The 17592-nt window shown below is 71.8% G+C and carries 16 protein-coding genes and 2 pseudogenes; 12 read left to right on the top strand and 6 right to left on the bottom strand.

Annotation, left to right across the window (positions count from 1 at the left end):
- The first annotated feature begins 585 nt into the window (after positions 1 to 585).
- Positions 586 to 1011: a DUF3500 domain-containing protein gene (locus tag ACPYN4_RS12515; RefSeq protein ID WP_239282148.1), complete on the top strand. Its 426-nt coding sequence runs from the start codon at positions 586 to 588 to the stop codon at positions 1009 to 1011.
- Positions 1012 to 1125: 114 nt separating this feature from the next.
- Here ACPYN4_RS12515 and ACPYN4_RS12510 read toward each other — a convergent pair whose 3' ends face one another.
- The 4 genes from ACPYN4_RS12510 to ACPYN4_RS12495 all read right to left on the bottom strand — a co-directional run bounded on the left by ACPYN4_RS12510 (position 1126) and on the right by ACPYN4_RS12495 (position 4051).
- The gene (locus ACPYN4_RS12510; RefSeq protein WP_287270161.1) at positions 1126 to 2037 is read right to left on the bottom strand and encodes an ADP-dependent NAD(P)H-hydrate dehydratase; all 912 of its coding nucleotides are present in this window, start codon (positions 2035 to 2037) and stop codon (positions 1126 to 1128) included.
- Positions 2021 to 2746, bottom strand: a complete 726-nt coding sequence (locus ACPYN4_RS12505) for a histidine phosphatase family protein (RefSeq protein WP_239282146.1) — start codon at positions 2744 to 2746, stop codon at positions 2021 to 2023. Before ACPYN4_RS12505 ends, ACPYN4_RS12510 begins: the two co-directional genes overlap by 17 nt.
- Before the next feature lie 2 nt (positions 2747 to 2748).
- A complete protein-coding gene (locus tag ACPYN4_RS12500; protein WP_239282145.1) occupies positions 2749 to 3096 on the bottom strand; it encodes a hypothetical protein in 348 nt (115 codons plus the stop codon).
- A 64-nt stretch (positions 3097 to 3160) separates the two neighbouring features.
- On the bottom strand, positions 3161 to 4051 hold the full coding sequence (locus tag ACPYN4_RS12495; protein WP_239282144.1) for an aldo/keto reductase: 891 nt from the start codon (positions 4049 to 4051) through the stop codon (positions 3161 to 3163).
- A gap of 379 nt (positions 4052 to 4430) precedes the next feature.
- Here ACPYN4_RS12495 and ACPYN4_RS12490 point away from each other — a divergent pair, with 379 nt between their 5' ends.
- Complete coding sequence (locus ACPYN4_RS12490; RefSeq protein WP_281653256.1) at positions 4431 to 4970, top strand: YaeQ family protein; 540 nt, start codon at positions 4431 to 4433, stop codon at positions 4968 to 4970.
- Positions 4971 to 4991: 21 nt separating this feature from the next.
- Here the strand turns inward: ACPYN4_RS12490 and ACPYN4_RS12485 are convergent, their stop codons facing one another.
- Positions 4992 to 5387, bottom strand: a complete 396-nt coding sequence (locus tag ACPYN4_RS12485) for an NUDIX hydrolase (RefSeq protein ID WP_239282142.1) — start codon at positions 5385 to 5387, stop codon at positions 4992 to 4994.
- 113 nt (positions 5388 to 5500) lie between these two features.
- Here ACPYN4_RS12485 and ACPYN4_RS12480 point away from each other — a divergent pair, with 113 nt between their 5' ends.
- The 6 genes from ACPYN4_RS12480 to ACPYN4_RS12455 all read left to right on the top strand — a co-directional run bounded on the left by ACPYN4_RS12480 (position 5501) and on the right by ACPYN4_RS12455 (position 10793).
- Entirely contained in the window at positions 5501 to 6949 is a 1449-nt protein-coding gene (locus tag ACPYN4_RS12480) for an SDR family NAD(P)-dependent oxidoreductase (RefSeq protein ID WP_424446551.1), read from the top strand.
- A 78-nt stretch (positions 6950 to 7027) separates the two neighbouring features.
- Positions 7028 to 8578 carry an APC family permease gene (locus tag ACPYN4_RS12475; protein WP_239282141.1) on the top strand — a complete coding sequence of 517 codons (1551 nt, stop codon included), beginning with the start codon at positions 7028 to 7030 and terminating at the stop codon, positions 8576 to 8578.
- A 95-nt stretch (positions 8579 to 8673) separates the two neighbouring features.
- On the top strand, positions 8674 to 9369 hold the full coding sequence (locus tag ACPYN4_RS12470; RefSeq protein WP_424446548.1) for an SDR family oxidoreductase: 696 nt from the start codon (positions 8674 to 8676) through the stop codon (positions 9367 to 9369).
- 56 nt (positions 9370 to 9425) lie between these two features.
- Entirely contained in the window at positions 9426 to 9980 is a 555-nt protein-coding gene (locus ACPYN4_RS12465) for a cation:proton antiporter (protein WP_424446547.1), read from the top strand.
- A 7-nt stretch (positions 9981 to 9987) separates the two neighbouring features.
- Positions 9988 to 10464: a glutaminase gene (locus tag ACPYN4_RS12460; RefSeq protein WP_424446546.1), complete on the top strand. Its 477-nt coding sequence runs from the start codon at positions 9988 to 9990 to the stop codon at positions 10462 to 10464.
- Between the two features lie 197 nt (positions 10465 to 10661).
- Positions 10662 to 10793 carry a hypothetical protein gene (locus ACPYN4_RS12455; RefSeq protein WP_315551001.1) on the top strand — a complete coding sequence of 44 codons (132 nt, stop codon included), beginning with the start codon at positions 10662 to 10664 and terminating at the stop codon, positions 10791 to 10793.
- On the opposite strand, the gene ACPYN4_RS12450 is transcribed toward ACPYN4_RS12455, so the two are convergent.
- Positions 10747 to 11952, bottom strand: a complete 1206-nt coding sequence (locus ACPYN4_RS12450; RefSeq protein ID WP_424446545.1) for an ROK family transcriptional regulator — start codon at positions 11950 to 11952, stop codon at positions 10747 to 10749. The genes ACPYN4_RS12455 and ACPYN4_RS12450 overlap by 47 nt on opposite strands.
- Before the next feature lie 135 nt (positions 11953 to 12087).
- Here ACPYN4_RS12450 and ACPYN4_RS12445 point away from each other — a divergent pair.
- The 4 genes and pseudogenes from ACPYN4_RS12445 to treY form a co-directional block, all read left to right on the top strand.
- Positions 12088 to 12237: pseudogene (locus tag ACPYN4_RS12445) on the top strand (xylose isomerase); the annotation flags it as partial.
- Positions 12200 to 12514, top strand: a pseudogene (locus tag ACPYN4_RS12440) (FGGY-family carbohydrate kinase); the annotation flags it as partial. The pseudogenes ACPYN4_RS12445 and ACPYN4_RS12440, both read left to right, overlap by 38 nt.
- Positions 12515 to 12766: 252 nt before the next feature.
- The gene (gene glgX / locus ACPYN4_RS12435) at positions 12767 to 14977 is read left to right on the top strand and encodes a glycogen debranching protein GlgX (RefSeq protein ID WP_424446544.1); all 2211 of its coding nucleotides are present in this window, start codon (positions 12767 to 12769) and stop codon (positions 14975 to 14977) included.
- A gap of 7 nt (positions 14978 to 14984) precedes the next feature.
- Complete coding sequence (treY, locus tag ACPYN4_RS12430; RefSeq protein ID WP_424446543.1) at positions 14985 to 17531, top strand: malto-oligosyltrehalose synthase; 2547 nt, start codon at positions 14985 to 14987, stop codon at positions 17529 to 17531.
- The last annotated feature ends 61 nt before the right edge of the window (positions 17532 to 17592 follow it).

Genomic DNA, 17592 nt, shown 5'->3' with positions numbered 1-17592 from the left:
CCCCATCTCCACTGGCGCGGATGACCCCACCTGCCTCACCGATCTGCCTCTCACGTAGAGGGCCCGAGGAAGCGACCCCGCCTCTCGGGCCGCCCGCTACGTGGTGGCGGCGCGGGAGACGTCACGCCGATCGTCGTCGCTGCGCGAATGAACGGCGCCTCCCCTCGCCCGCACGATCACGCCACGCCCGCAACACCCCCTGACTGCGCATCGCCCGGATACGGATCGTGTACGAGCTATCAGTATCCGCGGGAAGGTGCCATCGGAGGCGATGGGTCAACATGAGACTTAGCGCGGGGTCTCGTAGAGATATCTCAAGCGGGTACACGCGTGGGTAAAGACGAACGCAGATGAAGGGAGGCGAGTGGAGCCGGGAACGAGGTCGAACCGCGGGATTGTGCGGTCACGGCATTGAAGCGATGGCGACTGCGCTCGCGATACATGGGTTCAAATCCCACCGTCACCGCCAGTGTCCTGAGCCGCGACATCGTTCTCGAACGAGTCGCGGCTCAGGCATTTTCATTTATAGGCGCCGCATAGCGGCCGCCGACGGCGCGCCTCAGGCGGCTCCGTACCGTCGGGGACATGACCGACGACACGCCCACTGGACACACGCCCTCTCCCCGCCGCCGGACTCGCACGACCGTCACCTTCGGCGCCGCGCTGCTGCTGACCGCGGGCCTGACTCTCGCCGGGTGCGCGAGCACCTCGGCATCCGTCTCTACGGCCACCGCGACGACCGCCGCCACGGCGACGACGACCGCGACCGCCGCCGCGGCGACCGACTCCACGGCGGGCACCATCGCCGACACGACAGCGGCCGCCGACGCGTTCCTCGCGACCCTGACCGACGAGCAGCGGGATGCCGTGCTCTACGCCTACGACGACGCGACCAAGACGACGTCGTGGTCGAACTTCCCGGTGACGTTCGTGCAGCGCGCCGGCCTGAACCGCGCCGACCTCACCGAGGAGCAGCAGACCGCTGCGCTCGCGGTGCTCCACGGCGCGTAATGGTCGGAGCACATGGCGCCGTCGAAGCCGGCGGCCTCCGCCCGCTGGACGCAGGTCAGCAGGGCGCTCGGTGGCACCTGCTCGTGCGACGCGTGGTAGCCGATGAACATCGTGTCAGGTGTTCCTCTCCTGCGGGTTCTCGTCCCGGTCGTGGTCCTCGTTCTGATCGGCAGCGCGCGCGGCGTGCGGTGCGATCTCGGTCAGCGCCGCGGGGAGTTCCCGCACGAGTTCGCGCGCGAGGAAGCCCAGGCCGAGGCGGGCGCTCAGCCGGTCGCCGGCGCGGCCGTGGCACCACGCGCCGAACACGGCGGCACGCTCCGGCGTCACGCCGCGGGCGGCGAAGCCGGCGATGGCGCCCGCCAGCACGTCGCCGGAGCCGGCGGTGCCGAGGCCCGCGCCGCCGACGTCCAGCCGCCACCGCTGCCCCGAGGGCGCCGCGACGGCGGAGTAGCAGTGCACCACGGCATCCCACGTCTGCGCGATCTCGACGGCGTCGCGCATTGGGTCGTCCACCTCTCGCCCGAGCAGCAGCGCGGCCTCGTCGAGGTTGGCGTTGATGATGAGCGTCTCGGGCAGGCGCCCGCGGTCCATCTCGGGCAGCGCCCCGACGGCGAAGGCGTCGACGACGAGGCAGCGCACCTCGCGAGCGGCGATCGCCTCCAGGCGCGCCCGCGCGTGCGCGGCGTCGTCGAGCCCGGGCCCGACGAGGACCGCGTCGGCGGCGTCGAGCTCAGCCTCCCACCCCCGGGGCGCCCGCTTGGTCCCGGCGGGCCACTCGTACACACCGGCCTCGATGAAGGTCGTGCGCACGACACCCGCGACGTCCGGCGTGGTGGCCACGCCGACCTTGCCCGCACCGACCCGAAGCGCCGCCTCGCCCGACAGGACGACGCCGCCGGGCGAGACCATCGACCCGCCGACGACGAAGCCCCGTCCGCGGGAGTTCTTCGACGCGCCCGGGTCGGGAAGTCCCCAGCCTCGCAGCAGGTCGGGGGTCACGGGCACCGGCTCACTCCGGTTCGACATCGGCGCTCCCGGGATGGACGGTGACCTCGGCGCCCTCGCGCTGCAGGTGTCGCACGTCGGAGAAATCGGCGAGCTCCCACTGGGCGCCGTGGCGCCGCAGCGTCGTCACCGACGCGTTCAGCACCGTGTGCCGCGACGCGAAGACGAGCAGAGCCTCCTCATCCCACCGCAGCAGCAGCGCGATCAGCAGCATGACGACGGCGTCGTGCGCCACGACGAGCCCGACCTCGGCGGGGGCGTCGGCGGCGTCGCGCAGGAACGAGCGCAGCCGCAGCGCGACATCGGCCCACGACTCGCCGCCCGGCGGCCGGTGGTAGTACTTGCCGAGGTGCGCGCGGCGCTCCGCCTCCTCAGGGTGGCGGGCGGCGACGCCGCGCCGCGTCAGCAGGTCGAGGATGCCGAGTTCGCGATCGCGCAGCCGCTCGTCGCTGACCACGGTGTCGATGACCGGGCCGTCCGCCGTGGCGATGGCGAACGTCTGCTGCGCGCGCAGGTAGGGCGACACCCACGCGATCTGCGGAACCGGATCGGCGTCCCGCAGCCGCGTCGCGAGCGCCTGCGCCTGCTCGACACCGGTGTCCGAGAGCGGCACATCGGCATCGCGGATGCCGAGAGCGATCGCCTCGGCGCCGGCGAGCTCGGCCGCGGTCGCCGCGACGTTGCCGACGCTCTCGCCGTGCCGTACCAGCAGCAACTCCTGCAACGCCATCGTCAACTCTTGTCGATGAGTTCCAGGAGCGCACGCAACGCGTCGCGGATCTCGTCGTGGCCGTACTGGCCGGCGCGACTCTCGCCGGAGATGACGCCCGAACGGTGCACCCGGCGGAAGTCGCCGAACGGGAACGAGTACGCGCCCTTGGTCTCGCGGTTCTCGCTCTTGTCGATCCCGAGGTGCCAGTGGGCGTACTGTGTCCACCCCTTGTCCTCGATGAACGCGTTCTCCTCGTCGGGCGTGGGAGCCGCCTCCGACCACGCGTCGCGCTCGTCGCGGACGACCTTGCCGTCGCGCACCAGGGCGCGCGCATGCTCGAGAGCGGGCTTGTTCAGTTCGATAGCCATGGCGCCACGGTAGGCCGGGCGTGAACCCGCGGACAGGGGGTTGACGCGTGCGGAGCCCGGCGTCTCAGCGTTCGATGCCGACGGCGTCGGAGCAGCGCGAGACCTCGTCGTCGGTGAGCACGAGGTCGGCGGCGGCCGCGGAGTCGGTGATGGATGCCGCGCGTCGCGCGCCGGGGATCGGCACGACGACGGGGCTCAGCGCCAGCTCCCACGCCAGCACGACCTGCTGCGGGCTCACGCCGTGCGCGTCGCCGATCTCGCGGAAGACGCCGAACCGCTCGCCGACGGTGCGTCCTCCGCCGCCAGTGCCGCCCAGCGGACTCCACGGCAGGAACGCGATGCCGTGCTCGTCGCAGTAGCGCAGTTCCCCGTAGCTTCCCGGATGCCGGGGGGAGAACTCGTTCTGCACGCTGACGAGGTTCCCCTCGCCCAGCACCTCGCGCGCGATGGCGATCTCCTCGACGCTGGCGTTGGAGATGCCGATCGTGCGGATGAGCCCCTCGTCCTGCAGCGTCTTGAGGTTCTGCATGATCTCGCCGTAGACCATCCAGCGGTCGGGTCGGTGGTACTGGTACAGGTCGATGACGTCGACGCCGAGGTTCTCCTGCGACCGCAGCACCGCGGACCGGAGGTAGGCCAGCGACCCGTCGCGCCCGAAGTCCTTCTCGGCGGTGCGCGTGATCCCGCCCTTCGTCCCGACGAGGATGCCGTCGGCATCCCCATCCCACGATGCCAGCGCATCGCGGACGATCCGCTCGTTGTGTCCCATCTCGTCCCACGACGGCGCGTAGATGTCGGCCGTGTCGATGAAGGTCACGCCGGCGTCGAGCGCCGCGTGGACCGTGGCGATGGCGTCGTCCCGCGAGGGGAGTTCGCGGTCGTTGTTCATCGACACCGGCATGGCGCCGAGCCCGATGGCCGAGACGGTGAACGGCCCGATCGTGCGCTGCTGCATGAGACTCCCTCGTAGACGCGGTCCATCCGAGTCTGCCCGAGCCGCCCGCGCCGGCCAAGGGGCGCCCCGGGCCCGCCCCACGCCGTCAGCGCCCGCGGAAGACCGGCGGCCGCTTCTGCTGGAAGGCTGACGCCGCGACGATGCGCTTGCTCGCCACGAAGGCGGCGGTGGGTCCGATGATGTTGACCACCGCGGTGGGCACCTGGCAGAGCGTCGCCGCGAGCTGGCCAGCGATACCAGGCTGGGCTCGACGGGTGCGCCGACGATCCCGTATTCGGCGATGGCCTCGACCCGCGCCTCGTCCTCGACCGTCCGCACGGCTCTCGTCCCCGATGGATGCCGCAACAGGATATCGGGGCGGGCGCCGTAGGCTCGAGGGATGGCCGCAGGCGCAGTGATCCACACCTTCGACGTGCAGCTCGCGGACCTCGACCGCGGCGTGTACGAGGATCTCTCGCTGCGCATGGCCCGGCATCCGTCCGAGACCGACGCATTCATGGTGACGCGCCTGCTCGCGTACTGCCTCGAGTACGCCGAGGGCATCGCGTTCACCGAGGGGATCTCGGCCACCGACGAGCCCGCGGTCCTGGTGCGCGACGCGACCGGTGCGATCACGGCGTGGATCGAGGTGGGCGCGCCGGATGCCGACCGGCTCCACCGCGGCAGCAAGCTCGCGGGTCGCACCGTCGTCTACAGCCACCGCGACCCCGCGAAGCTGCTGCCCTTGTGGGCGGGGAAGAAGATCCACCGTGCCGATGAGATCGTGCTGCGCACGTTCGACGCCGGATTCGTGGATGCCGCGTCCGCCGCTGTCGTGCGCCGCAACACCCTCACGCTCTCGGTGACCGAGGGCCAGCTGTACCTCGACGTGAACGGCGTGAGCCTCAGCTCGGCCGTGCACGACCACCCGCTGGCGTAGCGGAGGTCGGCGCGCGGGCGGTCAGGCGGGGAGGAAGTTCTCCCGCGCCAGCGGCGCGACCTCCAGCGTGTGGGCCTCGGCGCGAGACACCCACCGCAGCTCCGCGATCTCCGCCGCCGCGGCCGGCCGCTGCCCGCCGATGTCGACGGCGAACACATCGGCGACCACGACGAATCCCGGCTCGTTGGCCGCGGCCGCCTCGAACCGGCCGAGGGGCGCGAGCGAGGCGGCATCCACCACCAGACCCAACTCCTCGGCGAGCTCGCGGCTCAGGGTCTCGGCGGGCGTCTCGCCGGCCTCGGGCTTGCCGCCGGGCTGCATGAACGCGGTCGTGCCGGCCTTGCGCACAAGGAGCAGCCGGTCATCCGCGTCGACGATCACGGCGGCCGAGACATGGATGCGGCGGGCGGTGGTCACGCTGGCACGGTAGCAGGTGGGGCGTTTGCCAGCCGCGGCGAATAGAATCTCGTGTGCCCGAGACACCCCCGACCGCCCCCGCGACCCCCGTCGACCCCTCCGGCGGCGACCGCCTGCCGAGCGGCATCGATCCGGCGGAGCTCGAGGTGACGCTGCGCGTCCTCGCACAGTTGGATGCCGTCGACCAGACCCATCCCGATTTCATCGCCGTCCGCCAGGCGACCGCGAAGATGTTCAAGGCCGCGAAGATCGCCCGCCGCAAGCAGCTGCGCGAGGAGGAAGCGGCCGCCGACCGTGCCGTGGTCGCCGCGACGGCCACCGGAGCGCCGGACCGGATCGACGACGAAACCCGCGGCATTCCGATCAGCACGTCCACCACCGCCCCGACGGCGGGGACGCTGCGCCGTGCGCGCGCCTGCTACATCTGCAAGCAGCCCTACACGCTCGTCGACGCGTTCTACCACCAGCTCTGCCCCGCCTGCGCGGCGATGAGCCACGCCAAGCGCGACGCGCGCACCGACCTCACCGGCCGGCGCGCGCTCCTCACCGGCGGACGCGCCAAGATCGGCATGTACATCGCGTTGCGGCTGCTGCGCGACGGAGCGCACACGACCATCACGACGCGCTTCCCCCGCGACGCGGTGCGGCGGTTCTCGAGCCTGCCCGACGCGGCGGACTGGCTGCACCGGCTGAAGGTCGTGGGCATCGATCTGCGCGACCCGGCCCAGGTGCTCGGACTCGCCGACGACGTCGCCGCGGCCGGCCATCTCGACATCCTCATCAACAACGCGACGCAGACCGTGCGGCGCTCGCCGGGTGCGTACCAGCCGCTCGTGGACGCCGAACTGGCACCCCTCCCGGACGGACCGCTGCCCGAGCTCGTGACCTTCGGGCACACCAACGACCAGCACCCGCAGGCACTGGAGCGCTCGGTCACCGCCCACCCGATCCTCGCGGCGGCCGCTTCGCGCGCGGACGAGCTCACCGAGCAGGCGATGGCCGCAGGATCCAGTTCGCTGGAGCGGCTCGCCGCCGGCACCGCGATCGACGCGGGCGGGCTCATCCCCGACCTGCACCACACCAACTCGTGGGTGCAGAGCGTCGACGAGGTCGACCCGCTGGAGATGCTCGAGGTGCAGCTGGCGAACACGACGGCGCCGTTCCTGCTGATCTCGAAGCTCCGGGCATCGCTCGCGGCGAGCCCCGCCCGCCGCACCTACATCGTCAACGTCAGCGCGATGGAAGGCGTGTTCAACCGCGGGTACAAGGGGCCCGGGCACCCGCACACGAACATGGCCAAGGCCGCCGTCAACATGCTCACACGCACGAGCGCGCGCGAGATGTTCGAATCCGACGGCATCCTCATGACCAGTGTCGACACCGGCTGGATCACCGACGAGCGCCCCCACCCCACGAAGGTCCGCCTCGCCGAGGAGGGGTTCCACGCGCCGCTCGACCTCGTCGACGGTGCCGCGCGCGTCTATGACCCGATCGTCCGCGGCGAGGCGGGCGAGGACCTGTTCGGTGTGTTCCTGAAGGACTACAGACCCGGCGCGTGGTGAGCTGCGGGCGCTAGTCTTCCCTCACGGCGTCACTGGGGACGCCTCGGCACGCGTGATCACGCGAGGGCGGAGCGCACGATGAGCGATTTCGGCAGCACCACACCTATCCATCTCGAGCGCGGCGAAGGCAAGGGGCTCGCGACCGGCACTCTCGGCCTCTGGGGGTCGACCGTCATCGGGCTGGCATCGACGGCCCCGGTCTACTCGCTCGTCGCGACGCTGGGCTTCGTCGTCCTCGCCGTCGGTGCGCAGGCGCCCATCGCGTTCGTCATCGCGTTCGTGCCGATGCTGTTCATCGCGTTCGCGTATCGCGAGCTCAACAACGAGATCCCCGACTGCGGCACGACGTTCACGTGGGGGACGAAGGCGTTCGGCCCCTGGGTGGGCTGGATGGGCGGCTGGGGCGTCGCCGTGGCGGGCATGGTCGTGCTCGCGAACCTCGCGCAGATCGCGTCGGTGTACTTCTGGGACCTGTTCGGGCTCGACCTCGCCAACAACGACGGGCGCATCATCCTCGTCGCCGTCGCGTTCATCGCCGCGATGACCTGGGTGAGCTGGCGGGGCGTGGAGATCGGCGAGCGCATCCAGAACGTGCTGCTGGCGATCCAGTACGTGGCGCTGGCGATCTTCGTCGTCGCGGCGCTCTGGCAGTTCTTCGCGGGCACGGCGCCCGGGGCGACGGCGTTCGACTGGGAGTGGCTGAACCCGTTCGCGTTCACCGACTTCCACGGCTTCACCGAGGCGGTGCTGCTGGCGCTGTTCATCTACTGGGGCTGGGACACGTGTCTCGCCCTCAATGAGGAGACGAAGGACCCGAAGCGCATCCCGGGTCGCGCGGCGCTGCTGACCACGATCATCCTGCTGTTCACCTACGTCTCCGTCACGATCGCCGCGATGATGTACGCCGGGCTCGGCGAGGAGGGGACGGGCCTGGGGAATATCGACAACGCCGACGACTTCTTCCTCGCGATCAAGGACGGGCTGCTCGGCCCGTGGGGATGGCTGCTGGTCGTGGCCGTGCTGATCTCCGCGGTGTCCTCGACGCAGACGACGATCCTGCCGACCGCTCGCGGCACTCTCGCGATGGGCGTGTACCGGGCGCTGCCGGCGCGCTTCAAGACCGTGCACCCGGTGTACAAGACGCCGTCGTTCTCGACGATCGTGGGCGGTACCGTCGCGATCTGCTACTACGTCGGGATGACGCTCATCAGCGACAACATCCTGCAGGACTCGATCCTGTCGCTGGGACTGGCGATCGCGTTCTACTACGCCATCACCGGCTACGCCTGCGTCTGGTACTACCGGCGTGACCTCGGCAGGTCGGCGCGCGACCTCTGGTTCAAGGGCATCTTCCCGCTGCTGGGCGCGCTCATGCTGACGTACGCGTTCGTGCAGTCGGCGATCGACATGTGGGATGTGGATTACGGCTACACGGTGCTGTTCGGCATCGGCGGCACGTTCGTCGTCGGCATCGGCGCGCTGCTGGTCGGCGTCGTCCTGATGGTCATCTGGTACCTGTTCCCGCGGTCGAAGCCGTTCTTCCAGGGGCGCTCCCTCAACCGCGAGACCCCCGTCATGGTCCCCGACGAGCCGGGTGACGTCATCCGGTCCATCGACGGCGGGATCTAGGTCCTCGCCCCGCGGGCGCGCGGGCTCTCGGGGTCGGCGGGGTCGCCCACACCGCGCCGGGCGGGGCGGGGCGGGGCGATGCGAGGATGGGTGCCATGACGACGCACGTGATCACCGGCGCCGGCTCGGGTATCGGGCGGATCGTCGCCGAGCGGCTGCACGCCCGCGGCGACCAGCTCGTCGTCGTGGCCCGCGACGCCGCGCGCGCCACGGAGCTGACCGAAGTGTTCCCCGGCAGCATCCCCGTCGTCACGGACCTCGCCCGTCCGGAGACGATCGCCGAGGCAGTTCAGGATGCCGGGGTCCCGGCATCCGTCGACGCGCTCATCCACGCGGCGGGCATCGTGGAGCTCGGCGCCGTCGCCGACCTGCCGGTCACGGCCTGGACGAGCCAGCTCGCCGTCAACCTCGTCGCCCCCGCCGAGCTCACCCGCGTGCTGCTGCCGCGCGTGCGCGCCGCGCGCGGCCAGGTGCTGTTCGTCAACTCCGGCGCGGGGCTCACCGCCCACCCCGACTGGGCGGCGTACGCCGCGTCGAAGCACGGCCTGAAAGCGCTCGCCGACGCCCTGCGCGGCGAGGAGGCGCGCCACGGCGTGCGCGTGACGACCGTCTACCCCGGCCGCACCGCGACGCCCATGCAGGAGAAGGTCCACGCCCAGGAGGGCGCGGACTACGACGCCGACCGGTGGATCGACCCGGCATCCGTCGCCACGGCCATCATCACGGCACTGGATCTGCCGCGCGACGCCGTCATCAGCGACCTCTCGGTTCGGCCCGGGCCGCGCGCGTGAGGCGGGCGCTCGCGCGCGCCGCCCGACGACGAGAGCGCGACGCTATCGTGTGAGCCGTGGAGCATCTCGACACCGCGATCGTGCTGATCCCGCTGATCGCGGTGATCGCGCCGCTCGCCGCCCGGGCGATCGGGCCGTGGCTGCGGGTGCCGGTGGTCGTGTTCGAACTCGCTCTCGGCATCGTCGTCGGGCCGAGCGTGCTCGGCTGGGTGGGTCCGAGCGCGTTCGTGGATGTGCTCAGCGAGTTCGGCCTGGCGATGCTGTTCTTCGTCGCCGGGACCGAGATCGAGTTCGCGGCGCTCCGCGAGCGCTCCGGGCGCCGCGCCATCGGCGGATGGCTCATCTCGATCGCGCTGGGAGTCGCGGTGGGTCTGCTCGTGGCGCCCGGACTCGGTGCCGTCGTGATCGGCATCGCCCTGGCATCCACCGCTCTGGGAACGCTGCTGCCGATCCTGCGTGACGCCGGCGAACTGCGCACGCCGTTCGGGCGTGCGGTCGGCGCCCTCGGTGCGGTCGGGGAGTTCGGGCCGCTCGTCGCGATCTCCATCGGCATGGCTCTGCGCGGCGAGCTGGTGTCGTCGACGACTGTCCGCGTCGACGACGAGGTGTGAGGCGCGGATGGATGCGGAGACCGACGTGAAGGCGCTGTTCGATGACGCACGGCGCCGCCTGGCCGGGTCGCCGCGCGAGCGACTGGGCGACTGGGCGCACGCACGCCGGCTGCTCGGGTTCGGCCGGGCGCCGCGCATCGTTCCGGTCGGCGAGGCGTGGCATGTCGGGGTGCTCCTGATCGCGGATGCCGCGGTCTACGCCACCGGCGAGATCCTCCGCGCCCGGACTGAGGCCCCGCGCGGCTACACGGCACAGGCGCAGCGCGAGCGGTCCGAGCGCGCTGCGGCTGCCGCGCGCGGCGGCTTCGCCGACGGCGAGACGCTGCACCTGGGAGCCGTGGAGATCGACGTGGACGCGGTGGCGCGAGGCGGCGCCTCCGGCCCGCTCGCGATGGTCGATGGCATCCCGTCGGTGGTGTGGAACGCCGCCGGCGCGAGGCGTCCGCTGGCCGAGTACCTCGACGAGCAGCTGTCGCTCCGCTGAGCCGCGCGCGGTGCGCTCCGCTGAGCCCGCCGTCCGGCGTCGATCCGCGAAACCGGGGTGCCTCGCGGCGAGACGCGGTCCCTGCACCGAGACATCGCCCCTGCACCCGTGTCTCGGTGCAGGAACGGTGTCTCGCGGGAGCGGGCGAGCGGGTGGGCGAACTCACCGCCCGACCGCTCAGCACCGTGCGGCAGCCGATGATGCGCTTGGGCGCCGAAGCGGTCCGCATGGTCGTCACACTCCTCGAGGGCGGCACCCTCGAGACGTCGCAGCTCGTGCTGCCTACGCGCCTGATCCCGCGGGCGACGACGGCGCCCCCGCGACGCTGACGGGGTCGTCGAGCAGACGGGCGAACGCGATCTCGGCGGCGCCCACGAGCAGCCGATCCTCGCCGAGGGCGGCCGAGCGCAGCACGAGATCCTCGGCGTTCGCGGGCATCGTCTGCGCCGTCACCGCGGCCAGCAGGCCCTCGGCGTCGTGCGCGAGGAGCGTCGCGAGGAAGCCTCCCAGCACGACGACCGACGGATTGAGGACGTTGACGGCGTTCGCGAGCGTCGTCGCGAGGATGCGGCGCTGGCGCTCGACCTCGGCGACGATCTCGGCGTTCGGCGACATCGTGATCGCCGCTTCGAGCGTCGGCTCGTCGGCGCTGTGGAGTCCGATCGCCGCGAGCAGGCGCGCGCGGCTCACCTCGTCTTCGACCGTGCCCTGCGCCCCCGAGCGGCGGTCGGCGGGCAGGGCGATGCCGGGCCGGTTCTGGCCGATCTCTCCGGCATAACCGCCGGAGCCGCGGACGAGTCGCCCGGCGATGACGAGTCCGCCGCCGATGCCGCTCGCGCCGCCGTTCAGGTAGACCACGTCATCGACGCCCCGCGCCGCCCCGTACAGGTGCTCGGCGAGCGCGCCGAGGGTCGCGTCGTTGTCGATCGCGGTCTCGAGCCCGGTCGCGGCCGCCAGGCGGTCGCGCAGCGGCTCGTCGGTCCAGTCCAGGTGCGGCGCCCGCCGCACGAGGCCGTCGGCGCTGCGCACCAGGCCGGGGACGGCGACGCCGATGCCGACGACCCGGCATCCGGCCAGCTCGTCGGTGCGCCACCGCGCGACGCGCTCCGCCGTCATCGCCACGACCTGCTCGACGCCGGCCACGTCGGGCAGCTCGGTGCGTTCGCGCAGCACGACGCGGCGATCGAGCCCGATCGCGGCGACGGTGAGCGCGTCGACCTCGGGGTTCACGGCGATCGCGACGACCTCGGTCGCGGCGGCGACGTTCGGCGAGGGGCGCCCGGCGCGGTAGTGCACATCGGGCACGGTCTCGGTGACGAGGCCGGCGGCGGCGAGCTCTCCCACGAGGGCGCCGATCGTGGAGCGGTTGAGACCGGTCTCCTCGGTCAGGCTCGCCCGCGAGAGCGGCCCCTCCTCGTGCACGAGCCGCAGGACGCGCGACAGGTTGGCGCGCCTGACGCCCTCAACGGTCCCCTCCGCGCCTGCCACCCGTCCACCTTAAGAGATCCGTGGTCGCGGACCGGCGCGTGCAGCGCGGGTGCGTCGATGGCGGATGCCGACTGGACGCCGTGCCGAGGATGGTATAGGTTGCTGCCAACAACAAACGTCTCGCAAAGGAGCGCTATGTCCACCCCGACCCCCACCCCCGCCGACAAGTTCACGTTCGGGCTCTGGACCATCGGCTACAACGGCACCGACCCGTTCGGCGGTCCGACCCGTGAGCCCCTCGATGTGGCGCACTCCCAACCTCCCCGATGCGACGGCGGAGCTCACCGGCATGACCCTGGCATCCACGACGCGCGAGAACCTCGCCCGCGCCGCCGTCGAGGGGATGCTGGGGGGCTTGGCCGCGGGCCTCGACGCCATCCGCGCGCTCGGGGTGCCGATCGAGCGGGCGTTGCTGATCGGCGGCGGCGCGCAGTCCGAGGCCGTGCGGCGCATCTCGCCCGCCGTCCTCGGGGTCCCGGTCGAGGTCCCCGCGCCGCGCGAGTACGTCGCGCTCGGCGCCGCGCGCCAGGCCGCCCGCGCCCTCCGCCTCCCCCGCACCTGACCCCCGGCATCCCACACCCCGCCTCGCCCCGCCTCACGACGCCGAGTGCGCCTCGTCTCGCCGAGAGGGCCCGCTGCGTACCGCTGCGAACAGGCGCGGTCGGCGAGAACAGGCCCGCTCGGCGAAACGGCGCGTCGGCGCGGCGACGGATGCCGCATAGCAAGTGCGCGGGCGCGCGTCCAGGCCCCCGCGAAGACATCCCCGCGTAACCTCCGGGGTTCTAGGCTGAGGGTACTGAACAGGGGAGAGCACATGCAGGTGTGGCCGGGTTCCGCGTATCCGCTGGGGGCGACCTTCGATGGCAACGGCACGAACTTCGCGCTGTTCAGCGAAGGGGCCGAGAAGGTGGAGCTGTGCCTGTTCGACGATCGGGGCAAGGAGAGCCGCGTCGAACTCGTCGACGTCGACGCCCACGTGTGGCACGCGTACCTGCCGGCGGTCCAGCCGGGGCAGCGCTACGGCTACCGCGTGTACGGGCCCAATGACCCGGCGAACGGTCAGCGCTTCAACCCGAACAAGCTGCTGCTCGATCCGTACGCCAAGGCCGTCGAGGGCCAGGTGCAGTGGGACCAGTCGGTCTTCGGCTACAACTTCGGCGATCCCGACTCGCGCAACGACGACGACTCCGCGCAGGCGATGATGAAGGGAGTCGTGATCAACCCCTACTTCGACTGGGCGGGCGACCGTCAGCCGAAGACCCCGTACGCCGAGACCGTCATCTACGAGGCGCACGTGAAGGGCCTCACCAAGCGGCATCCCGACATTCCCGAAGAGATCCGCGGCACGTACAGCGCGATCGCGCATCCGGTCATCATCGAGCACCTCAAGCGCATCGGCGTGACGGCGATCGAACTCATGCCGGTGCACCAGTTCGTCAACGACTCGACGCTCCAGGAGAAGGGGCTGTCGAACTACTGGGGCTACAACACGATCGCCTTCCTCGCACCGCAGAACACCTACTCCTCGGCCGGCCAGCGCGGCCAGCAGGTGCAGGAGTTCAAGGGGATGGTGCGGGCCCTGCACGCGGCCGGCATCGAGGTCATCCTCGACGTCGTTTACAACCACACCGCCGAAGGCAACCACCTGGGGCCAACCCTGTCGATGCGCGGCATCGACAACGAGGCCTACTACCGCCTCGAAGAGACCGACAAGCGCTACTACACCGACTACACCGGCACGGGCAACAGCATGAACGTCGGCAACCCGCACACGCTGCAGCTCATCATGGACTCGCTGCGCTACTGGGTGCTCGAGATGCACGTCGACGGATTCCGGTTCGACCTCGCGGCGACCCTCGCGCGCGAGTTCTACGAGGTCGACCGCCTCGCGGCGTTCTTCGAGATCGTCCAGCAGGATCCGGTGATCAGTCAGGTCAAGCTCATCGCCGAGCCGTGGGACATCGGCCCCGGCGGCTACCAGGTCGGCAACTTCCCGCCGCAGTGGACGGAGTGGAACGGCAAGTACCGCGACACCGTGCGCGACTTCTGGCGCGGCGAGCCGTCGACGCTCGGCGAGTTCGCGTCGCGACTGACGGGATCGGCCGATCTCTACGAGCACGACGGCCGCCGCCCCGTGGCATCCATCAACTTCGTCACGGCGCACGACGGCTTCACGCTGCGCGATCTCGTGTCGTACAACGAGAAGCACAACGAGGCCAACGGCGAGGACAACAACGACGGCGAATCGCACAACCGCTCGTGGAACTGCGGCGTCGAAGGCCCGACCGACGACCCCGCCGTGTTGACGCTGCGCGCGCGGCAGCAGCGGAACTTCCTCGCGACGCTGCTGATCAGCCAGGGCGTCCCGATGATCAGCCACGGCGACGAGCTCGGCCGCACGCAGGGCGGCAACAACAACGGCTACGCGCAGGACAACGAGATCACATGGGTCGACTGGGAGCACATCGACCAGCCGCTCATCGAGTTCACCGCCGCCCTCACCCGCCTGCGCCGCGAGCATCCGACGTTCCGGCGCAGCCGGTTCTTCAACGGCCGCCCGATCCGCCGGGAGGAGGGCGCGCCGGTGCCCGACATCGCGTGGCTGCGGCCCGACGGCACCGAGATGCAGCCCGAGGACTGGGATTCCGGGTTCGGCCGCGCGATCGGGGTGTTCCTCAACGGCAACGGGATCCGCGAGCGCGATCGCCGCGGCGAGCCCATCACCGATCGGCACTTCTTCGTGCTGTTCAACGGGAGCGACGAGCCGATCGACTTCACGATCCCGGCGGCGCAGTACAGCCCGCGGTGGGACGTCGTGGTGGACACCGCCGGGCATCTCGCCGACTCCGGGCCGCGCTCGGGGGGCGATGTCATCGCGCTCGACGCGCGTTCGCTCGTCGTGCTCCGCGACCACGAGGACGACACGCCCGAGACCGATCACTCGGTCGCCGCGTCGCTGGCGGCGCTGACGACGCCGATCGACCTCGTGCCGGCCCAGGCGCCGACCGTCGAGCTGCCCCACTGAGGCGCTCGTGACCTCCGCGCCCCGACCCCGCTCGACATACCGCCTGCAGGTGCGGGCGGAGTTCGATCTGGATGCCGCGGCATCCGTCACCGACTACCTCGCTGCGCTCGGGGTCGACTGGGCGTACCTGTCGCCGATCCTGCAGTCGGCCACGGGCTCCGCGCACGGCTACGACGTCGTCGACCCGACGCGCGTCGACGAGGCGCGCGGGGGAGCGGCGGCGCTGACCCGGTTCGTCGACACGGCCCGGGCGGCGGGTCTCGGCATCCTCGTCGACATCGTGCCGAACCATCAGGGCGTGGCCGATCCGGCGGAGAACCCGTGGTGGTGGGACGTGCTGCTGCGCGGAGAGGCGTCGCCCCACGCCGCCGCGTTCGACATCGACTGGGAGTTCGGCGACGGGCGGGTCGTGCTGCCCGTGCTGGGCGGCGACCTCGATGAGGTTCTCGCGGCCGGGGAGATCACGGTGGCGCCGGCGGATGCCGGGGCGTCGGATGCCGGGGCGTCGGATGCCGGGGCGCCGGCCCCCTTCGGGACGGCGCGCTACTACGACCTCGTGCTGCCGTTGGCCGAGGGGACGGCGCCACAGCAGGAGACCACGGATGCCGCGGTCGTGCGCGACGTGCTCGCCCGCCAGCACTGGCGGTGGGAGAACTGGCGACGGGATGCGCAGGCTCTGAACTACCGGCGATTCTTCACGGTGACCTCGCTCGCGGGGGTGCGCGTGGAGCTGCCTGAAGTGTTCGACGCGTCGCACGTCGAGATCCTGCGGTGGCTGCGCGAGGGGCTCGTGGACGGTCTGCGCATCGACCACCCCGACGGTCTCGCTGACCCCGGCGGCTACCTCGACCGCCTCGCCGCCGCGGCAGCCACCGCCCGGTCGTTGGGCGAGCGAGGAACGAGCGAGACGAAACGCCCCGACCCTTCCGCCGATCACCGCCCCGAGTCACCCCTGTCCCACCCGCTCCCCGTCTACGTCGAGAAGATCCTCGAGCCCGGCGAGCAGCTGCCGGGCTGGTGGGCGACCGAGGGCACGACCGGGTACGACGCGCTCGGGGAGATCGACCGGGTGCTCACCGACCCCGGCGGCGCGCCGGTGCTCGCCCAGCACCCGCAGCCGCACGAACCGCCGCCGCACGACCTCCCGCGCATCGGGCCACGGACCCACGCGCCCGACTGGCACGAGCTGATCGCCCGGACCAAGCGCGAGGTCGCCGACACGTCACAGGCCGCGGAGGTGGGCCGGATCATCCGGGCGATCCCCGACGGTCAGGGCAGCGCGTTCGAGGACGACGACGAGGCGCGCGACGCGATTGCTGAGCTCCTCGCCGCGTTCGGCGTGTACCGCGCGTATCTGCCCGCGGGGGCGGAGTACCTCGCGGAGGCGGTGGCCGCGGCATCCGCCCGCCGGCCCGACCTCGCGGTGCCGATCCGCACCGTGGCGCGCCTCATCCGCCGCGATCCACGCGGCGAGTTCGCGACGCGGTTCATGCAGACGACCGGGCCGGTGATGGCCAAGGGCGTCGAGGACCGGGCGTTCTACCGCTACAGCCGGCTGACGTCGCTGAACGAGGTCGGCGGCGACCCGTCGCAGTTCTCGCTTGCGCCGCAGGCGTTCCACGACGCGTTCGCGCGGCGGCAGGCGTCGTGGCCGCACGCGCTGACGACGCTGACCACCCACGACACGAAGCGGTCGGAGGACACCCGCGCCCGCATCACCGTCATCGCCGAGGTGGCGGAGCGGTGGGTGGCGACCCTCGACGACCTGCGGGCGATCGCGTCGACCGGCGACAGGTCGCTCGACGACCTGCTGTGGCAGGCGGTCGTGGGAGCGTGGTCCGAGGACCCCGCCCTGCCGGAGCGGCTGCACGCCTACGCCGAGAAGGCGGCGCGCGAGGGCGGCGTCGGCACGAGCTGGGAAGACCCGGATGCCGACTTCGAGACGCGCGTCCACGCGTTGATCGACGCCGCGTTCGGCGCGGCGCGGCCGACGATCGAGACGATCGTCGCAGCGGTGGCCGGCCCCGGGCGCGTGAACGCGCTGTCGGCGAAGCTGCTCCAGGTGGCCGGTCCCGGCGTGCCGGATGTGTATCAGGGCACCGAGCTGTGGGACCACTCCCTCGTCGACCCCGACAACCGCCGCCCGGTCGATTTCGCGGCTCGCCGCGCGCTCCTGGCGCGCCTCGACGAGGGGTGGCTGCCGGGGGTCGATGACGAGGGGGCGGATGCCGGTGCCGCGAAGCTTCTCGTCACCTCGCGCACGCTGCGGCTGCGCCGCGACCGCCCGGACCTCTTCACGCGGTACACGCCGCTGGAGGCGGTGGGCGCGGCATCCGCCCACGCGATCGGCTTCGACCGCGGCGGGGCGATCGCCGTCGCGATGCGCCTCCCGGTCGGGCTCGCCGCCGCCGGCGGCTGGCGCGATACGGCCGTGCTCGTGCCCGCTGGACGCTGGCGGGACGCGTTCACCGGCGCCGAGTTCGACGGCGGTGGAGTGCCGTTGGCCGCGCTGCTGGACCGGTACCCCGTCGCGCTGCTCACCGCCGCCGACTGAGCCGACGGCGCGCCGCGCGACCCGACATCGTTACGGCGCATGACCCCTCGTTACGGCGCAT

The sequence above is a fragment of the Microbacterium sp. CH-015 genome (assembly GCF_049707015.1).
Taxonomy (GTDB): domain Bacteria; phylum Actinomycetota; class Actinomycetes; order Actinomycetales; family Microbacteriaceae; genus Microbacterium; species Microbacterium aurum.
This window is presented reverse-complemented; position numbering and strand designations above follow the sequence as displayed.

What these genes read in the sequence shown, in the direction of transcription:
- ACPYN4_RS12515 (WP_239282148.1), top strand. Translation starts at nt 586, where the DNA reads ATGACCGACGACACGCCCACTGGACACACGCCCTCTCCCCGCCGCCGG.
- ACPYN4_RS12510 (WP_287270161.1), bottom strand. Translation starts at nt 2,037, where the DNA reads ATGTCGAACCGGAGTGAGCCGGTGCCCGTGACCCCCGACCTGCTGCGA.
- ACPYN4_RS12505 (WP_239282146.1), bottom strand. Translation starts at nt 2,746, where the DNA reads ATGGCGTTGCAGGAGTTGCTGCTGGTACGGCACGGCGAGAGCGTCGGC.
- ACPYN4_RS12500 (WP_239282145.1), bottom strand. Translation starts at nt 3,096, where the DNA reads ATGGCTATCGAACTGAACAAGCCCGCTCTCGAGCATGCGCGCGCCCTG.
- ACPYN4_RS12495 (WP_239282144.1), bottom strand. Translation starts at nt 4,051, where the DNA reads ATGCAGCAGCGCACGATCGGGCCGTTCACCGTCTCGGCCATCGGGCTC.
- ACPYN4_RS12490 (WP_281653256.1), top strand. Translation starts at nt 4,431, where the DNA reads ATGGCCGCAGGCGCAGTGATCCACACCTTCGACGTGCAGCTCGCGGAC.
- ACPYN4_RS12475 (WP_239282141.1), top strand. Translation starts at nt 7,028, where the DNA reads ATGAGCGATTTCGGCAGCACCACACCTATCCATCTCGAGCGCGGCGAA.
- ACPYN4_RS12470 (WP_424446548.1), top strand. Translation starts at nt 8,674, where the DNA reads ATGACGACGCACGTGATCACCGGCGCCGGCTCGGGTATCGGGCGGATC.
- ACPYN4_RS12460 (WP_424446546.1), top strand. Translation starts at nt 9,988, where the DNA reads ATGGATGCGGAGACCGACGTGAAGGCGCTGTTCGATGACGCACGGCGC.
- ACPYN4_RS12455 (WP_315551001.1), top strand. Translation starts at nt 10,662, where the DNA reads ATGATGCGCTTGGGCGCCGAAGCGGTCCGCATGGTCGTCACACTCCTC.
- glgX (WP_424446544.1), top strand. Translation starts at nt 12,767, where the DNA reads ATGCAGGTGTGGCCGGGTTCCGCGTATCCGCTGGGGGCGACCTTCGAT.